Below are 6084 nucleotides of genomic sequence, written 5' to 3' on the forward strand. Positions count from 1 at the left end.
TGCCGACGTGGAACGGCGACGCCGAGAGGTTGACGACCCGCGTGGCTCCCGCGAGGGCAAGGTCGGTCGCCGGCGGACCGGGCTGCCAGACGTCCTCGCAGATCGTCGGCCCGACGAGGACGTCGCCGAGCCGGAGGATCAGCAGGTCCTGCCCGGCCGCGAAGTAGCGATGCTCGTCGAAGACGCCGTAGTTGGGGAGGAAGTGCTTCCGGTACGTCGCGACGACGCGTCCGTCGGCGCAGACGGCGCAGGCGTTCGCCAGGTCACGGTCGAACAGCGGGCAGCCGACGAGCGCCGTGATCCCGTCGCAGGCCGTCGCTACCTCGGCGAGCGTCGCGCGCGCCGCCTTGACGAACGCGGGGCGGAGCAGCAGGTCCTCGGGTGGGTACCCGGTGATCGCGAGCTCGGGGAAGACGACGAGGTCGGCGCCCGACTCGTGGGCCTCGCGGACGGACGAGACGATGCGGTCGCGGTTGCCCTGCAGGTCGCCGACGACGGCGTTCAGCTGTGCGAGCGCCAGCCTCATCGGCGGCTCGACGCCCGGCATGGGCGCATGCGCGCCGCCCGGAGTTTTCGCCTCACGATCACAAACGTCAGTCTACGCCGGACGTCGGTGTCCGTGAGGGTCATCCACCGACGGCGCGGCGGCCCGGCGCGGCGGCCCGGCGCGACGACTGCCGGTGCCGCTCGGCGCGTGTGCCCATCCATGGCGAGAGGCCCGCGCTCGTGCGCGACGACCACCGGTCAGCCGGACGTCACGAGCGGGGCGTCACCGCGACGAGCACGCCGCCGTCGTCGTCGTACCCGGGGAAGAGGTCGACGGTGACCTGCTTCTCGATGCCCGACCGCGTGCGCAGGGTGAGCTCCTGTCCGAGCTTGCGCACTCCCCACTCGCGCACGACCTCGAGCGCGTCGCGGTCCGAGAGGCCGAGCGCCTCCGTCACGTCCCGGCCGATCAGGTCGCCCTCGCGAAAGCCGGTGAGCTCGAAGACGCCCCGCCCCGACGCCAGGACGCGCGCGTCGTGGTCGAGAACGATCAGCCCGGTCGTGGGTGCCGGGTAGTAGTCCTCGAGCAACTCGAAGAGAAAGCCGAAGTTGCAGCTCCGGCACTGCAGCTCCCGTGAGCCGGACAGGCCCTCGTAGCCGTCGAGGTCGATCGTCCGTTCCTTGCAGTTGGGACAGATGTAGACCGGCATCGCCCTCGATGGTAGGGACGCCGGTGCCCGGCGTGCGGCAGGGGTCAGCCGGGCTCGGGCCGCCGGAGGCGGAGCGCGAGGAGATCGTGCTCGAGGATCTCGTCGGCGTGGTCGCCGAGCGCCGACCAGTCGTCGGCGCGGGCGTGCAGGTAGCGGCCGGAGAGGGCGTCGAGCGCCCCGGTCGCGATGTGCGCCACGAGCGCCGCCACGAGCGCGGGTGGCGACCAGTCCTCCTCGGAGAGCTCTTCGAACATCCCCTGGGTCATGTCGGTGCGCACCGTCCCCGGGCTGACGCTGAAGGCCGTCACCCCGGTGCCGGCGGCCTCGGCGGCGATCGCCTCGACGAGCCGGACGAGTCCGGCCTTGCTCGCTGCGTAGGCGGAGATCGGCGGAAAGGCGCCGGTCGCGAGCGGGACGAAGGCCGCGTTCGACGCCACCGCGACGACCCGACCGCGGCCGCGCACGAGCATGCCGGGCACCACGGCGTGTGCGCACAGGTAGGGACCGAGCAGGTTCACCTCGACGACGCGCCACCACTCCCGGGGCTCCTGCTCCCAGGCGGGCAGTGGCGGCGGCGCGACGCCCGCGTTCGCGACGAGGAGGTCGATCGGGCCGAGCTCCCGCTCGACCCGGGCGACGCCGCGCGCCACGGCCTTCGCGTCGGTGACGTCGAGGACGACGGAGAGGCCGTCGATCGCCCGGGCGACCGTCTCCACCTCCGCGGCGGTGCGCGCCGCGACCGCGACGCGGGCACCGTCGGCGGCGAGTCGCTCCGCGATCGCGCGGCCGATCCCGCGCCCGCCGCCGGTGACGAGCGCGACGCCGCTCAGCGTTGCCGCCATGCCGCGAGCCTACCGCCGCGCACAGGCATCATCAGCCCGTGGAGACGCCGCCGGTCATCTGGCGACCCAGCGAGGCGCGCGTGGAGCGCGCCACGTTGACCCGGTTCACCCGCTGGCTCGAGGAGACCCGGGGCCTCACGCTCCCGGACTACGAGACGCTCTGGCGCTGGTCGGTCGACGACCTGGAGGGGTTCTGGGGCGCCCTCTGGGAGTACTTCGACGTCCGGTCGAGCACGCCGTTCGCATCCGTGCTTTCGTCACGGGAGATGCCCGGTGCGCGCTGGTTTCCCGGTGCCACGCTCAACTACGCCGAGCACACGTTCCGCGGTCACGATCCGACGGAGGTCGCGATCAGGCACGGCTCCGAGCTGCGGCCGCTCTCCGAGCTCACGTGGGCCGAGCTCGAGGCGGCCACGGCCCGGGTCGCCGGCGGCCTGCGGGCCCTGGGCGTCGGCGAGGGGGATCGGGTGGCCGCCTACCTCCCGAACATCCCCGAGGCCGTCGTCGGCCTGCTCGCGTGCGCATCGCTGGGTGCGGTCTGGTCGAGCTGCTCCCCGGACTTCGGCGCACGCAGCGTCGTCGACCGTTTCGCGCAGATCGAGCCGAAGGTCGTGCTCGCCGTCGACGGCTACCGCTACGGCGGACGCGACTTCGACCGGCGTGACGTGCTCCTCGCGCTCCAGCGGGAGATCCCGTCCGTCGAGCACACGATCGTGCTCGGGTACCTCGACCCGTCGCCCGACCTCTCCGAGCTGCGCGACGCGCTCGGCTGGGACGAGCTCGAGCGCCACGGCGGCGACGACGACCTCGTCTTCGCGCCGCTGGCGTTCGACCATCCGCTGTGGGTCCTCTACAGCTCGGGGACGACCGGGCTCCCCAAGGCGATCGTCCACGGCCACGGCGGGATCCTGCTCGAGACGCTGAAGAAGATGCACCTGCACGTCGACGCCCAGGCCGGTGACCGGGTGTTCTGGTTCACGACGACCGGATGGATGATGTGGAACTTCCTCGTCGGCGCCCTCACCACGCAGGCGTCGATCGTGCTCTGGGACGGCAGCCCCGGCTACCCGGACCTTGGTGTGCTGTGGGGCCTCGCCGAGGAGGCAGGGATCACCTGCTTCGGGGCGAGCGCCGCGTACGTCAACGCCTGCCAGAAGGCGGGCCTCCGGCCGCGGGACGGCCGCGACCTGTCCGCGCTCGTCGCGGTCGGCTCCACCGGCTCGCCGCTCTCCCCCGAGGGGTTCGACTGGGTCTACGACCAGCTCGGCCCCGACGTCTGGCTGTTCTCGACCTCGGGCGGAACCGACGTGTGCACGGCGTTCGTCGGCGGCGTGCCGACCCTCCCGGTCACGCGTGGTGAGCTCCAGGCGCGGGCGCTCGGGGCGAAGGTCGAGGCGTGGGATCCCGAGGGCCGCCCGCTGATCGGCGAGGTGGGGGAGCTCGTGCTCACGGAGCCGATGCCCTCGATGCCCCTGTACCTCTGGGGCGACACGGACGGGTCGCGCTACCGGGAGAGCTACTTCTCCGTCTACCCGGGGGTCTGGCGTCACGGCGACTGGATCGAGATCACCGAGCGGGGGACGGCGATCATCAGTGGCCGCTCCGACTCGACGATCAACCGGGGGGGGATCCGCATGGGCACCTCCGAGATCTACCGTGCCGTGCTCGCGCTCGACGACGTCGTCGACGCGCTCGTGGTCGACCTGCCGCTCGAGGGAACGGACGGCCACATGCCGCTCTTCGTCGTCCTGCGGCCGGGACGCGAGCTCGACGACGCGCTCGTGGACGCGATCCGGGCGCGGATCCGTGAGGACTGCTCGCCCCGACACGTCCCCGACACCGTGCAGCTGATCGCCGAGGTGCCGAGGACGCTCTCCGGGAAGGTGCTCGAGGTGCCGGTGAAGCGGATCCTGATGGGTGCCCCGCCGGCGACGACGGTGAGCCGCGAGTCGCTGCAGAACCCCGATTCCCTGACGTGGTTCGAGGAGTACGGGCGCGCGCTCCGGCAGGGGCCCCCACGTCGGCGCCACGGCTGACGGCGCTCCCCGCCCGCCGGGCGGCCGTGCGGCAACGCCCGGCGCCTCGCTGGTACATTAGTGCGCACTAACTTCGAGACGCCCCGTTCGGCGGGAGGTCCGAGAGCGAATGTCCCCGACCCTGTTCCACGGCGAGCACCGCAAGTGGTGGTCGCTCGCCGCCGTCACGTTCGGCCTGTTCATGATCATGCTCGACAACACGGTCGTGAACGTCGCGCTGCCGTCGATCCAGCGCGACCTCGGCGTCGGGCTCTCCGAGCTGCAGTGGGTGGTCGCGGGCTACGCGCTGACGTTCGCCGCGCTGATGCTCATCGGCGGGAAGCTCGCGGACGCCTACGGTCGGCGGCGGCTCTTCGTGATCGGCATCGTCGTCTTCACGGTCGCGTCGCTCGCCTGCGGGTTCGCCGACACCGGCACGCAGCTGATCTCCGCTCGCGTCGTGCAGGGTGCCGGCGGCGCGCTGATGAACCCGGCCACTCTCTCCATCATCGCCGCGGCGTTCCCGCCCCGGCAGCGCGGAACGGCGATCGGGATCTGGGCCGGCGTGTCGGCGCTCGCGCTCGCGATCGGTCCGCTCGTCGGTGGCCTGCTCACGCAGCACTTCAGCTGGCACTGGATCTTCTTCATCAACGTTCCGGTCGGGATCATGGGCATCGGCGCGAGCTACCTGTTGATCGACGAGTCGCGCGACGAGACGCACGAGCGGCTCGACATCCCGGGCCTGGTGGTCTCGGCAGTCGGCCTCTTCACGCTCACCTACGGCCTGATCGAGGCGAACACGTACGGCTGGGGGTCGGCGCGGATCCTCGGCTCCTTCGCGATCGCGGTGGCGTCGCTCCTCGCGTTCGTCGCGCTCGAGCGTCACCAACGGGCGCCGATGCTCGACCTCACGCTGTTCCGCAACCGCACCTACGTGGGGGCGAACGTCGTCGTGCTGCTCGTGGCCCTCGCGATGTTCGGCGTCTTCTTCTTCGTGTCGCTCTACATGCAGAACATCCTCGGCTACTCGCCCGTGCAGGCCGGTGCCGCGTTCCTGCCGATGACGATCCTCGTCATCGTCGTCGCACCGTTCGCGGGGCGGGTGTCGGATCGGTTCGGCTCGCGGTGGCTGATGACGGTGGGGTTGACCCTCGTCGCGACCCAGCTCCTGCTCTTCTCCAGGCTCGGTACCGACGCGACGTTCTGGCAGCTGCTCCCGGCGCTCCTGCTCGGCGGCACCGGGATGGCGATGACGATGACGCCGAGCGCGGCCGCCGCGACCCGTGCGGTGCCGGTCGACAAGGCCGGCGTCGGTGCCGCCGTCCTGAACGCGTTCCGGCAGGTCGGGGGCTCGCTCGGCATCGCGGTGATGGGCGCGATCGTCGCCGGTGCGGTCGGCGGCGAGCGGACCGTCGACGCGTTCATGCGCGGCTTCGAGCGCGCCCTGCTCGTGGCGGCGGCGATCGCTCTCGTCGGGGCCGTCGTGTCCGCCGTGCTCGTGCGCCGTCACGAGCCGGCCGGGGAGTCACCCGAGATCGTCGGCACGGCCCCGGACGCGGCCGAGGCCCGATGACGGCGCGGACGCGCGGGCTCACCCGTCGCGGGCGGGCACGGCACACGGCGCGCCTTCCGGCCGACGAGCGGCGGCAGTCGATCGTGGAGGCGGCGCTCTCCGTGTTCGCCGCCTCGAGCTACGGCTCCGCCACCACCGCCGCGATCGCGAACGCCGCGGGGGTCTCGGAGCCGATCCTGTACCGCCACTTCGCGTCCAAGAAGGATCTCTACGTCGCCTGCCTGGACGAGTCGTGGCGACGGCTGCGTACCGCGTGGGAGGCCGCGCGGGCGGCGGTCGAGCCCGGAGGCGTGCTCGTCGCGCTCTCGAACGCGACGATCGAGCTCTCCGACGGCGGCACCGTCCTTCCGCCGACCCTCTGGATGCAGGCGTTCGCCGAGGCCGGCGACGACGCCGAGATCGGCGATGCCGTGCGGCGGGTGATCGCCGACGTGCACGCCGTCGTCGCCGGTGCGATC

General features: G+C 72.3%; 6 protein-coding genes. 3 read left to right on the top strand and 3 right to left on the bottom strand.

The window, feature by feature from the left end:
* The 3 genes from AC162C_RS08105 to AC162C_RS08115 form a co-directional block, all read right to left on the bottom strand.
* Positions 1–526, bottom strand: a 526-nt coding sequence (locus AC162C_RS08105; RefSeq protein WP_484097106.1) for a nitrilase-related carbon-nitrogen hydrolase, incomplete at its 3' end; no start/stop codon positions are given.
* A gap of 229 nt (positions 527–755) precedes the next feature.
* Positions 756–1196, bottom strand: coding sequence for a hypothetical protein (locus AC162C_RS08110; protein ID WP_484097107.1), 441 nt, complete (start codon positions 1194–1196; stop codon positions 756–758).
* Between the two features lie 44 nt (positions 1197–1240).
* A complete protein-coding gene (locus AC162C_RS08115) occupies positions 1241–2038 on the bottom strand; it encodes an SDR family NAD(P)-dependent oxidoreductase (RefSeq protein WP_484097108.1) in 798 nt (265 codons plus the stop codon).
* A gap of 38 nt (positions 2039–2076) precedes the next feature.
* Here AC162C_RS08115 and AC162C_RS08120 point away from each other — a divergent pair, with 38 nt between their 5' ends.
* The 3 genes from AC162C_RS08120 to AC162C_RS08130 all read left to right on the top strand — a co-directional run.
* Positions 2077–4074, top strand: coding sequence for an acetoacetate--CoA ligase (locus AC162C_RS08120; protein WP_484097109.1), 1998 nt, complete (start codon positions 2077–2079; stop codon positions 4072–4074).
* A gap of 109 nt (positions 4075–4183) precedes the next feature.
* Entirely contained in the window at positions 4184–5626 is a 1443-nt protein-coding gene (locus AC162C_RS08125) for an MFS transporter (protein WP_484097110.1), read from the top strand.
* A partial coding sequence (locus AC162C_RS08130) for a TetR/AcrR family transcriptional regulator (RefSeq protein ID WP_484097111.1) occupies positions 5623–6084 on the top strand: 462 nt, incomplete at its 3' end. The genes AC162C_RS08125 and AC162C_RS08130, both read left to right, overlap by 4 nt.

This window comes from Gaiella sp., assembly GCF_057140465.1.

What these genes read in the sequence shown, in the direction of transcription:
- AC162C_RS08110 (WP_484097107.1), bottom strand. Translation starts at nt 1,196, where the DNA reads ATGCCGGTCTACATCTGTCCCAACTGCAAGGAACGGACGATCGACCTC.
- AC162C_RS08115 (WP_484097108.1), bottom strand. Translation starts at nt 2,038, where the DNA reads ATGGCGGCAACGCTGAGCGGCGTCGCGCTCGTCACCGGCGGCGGGCGC.
- AC162C_RS08125 (WP_484097110.1), top strand. Translation starts at nt 4,184, where the DNA reads ATGTCCCCGACCCTGTTCCACGGCGAGCACCGCAAGTGGTGGTCGCTC.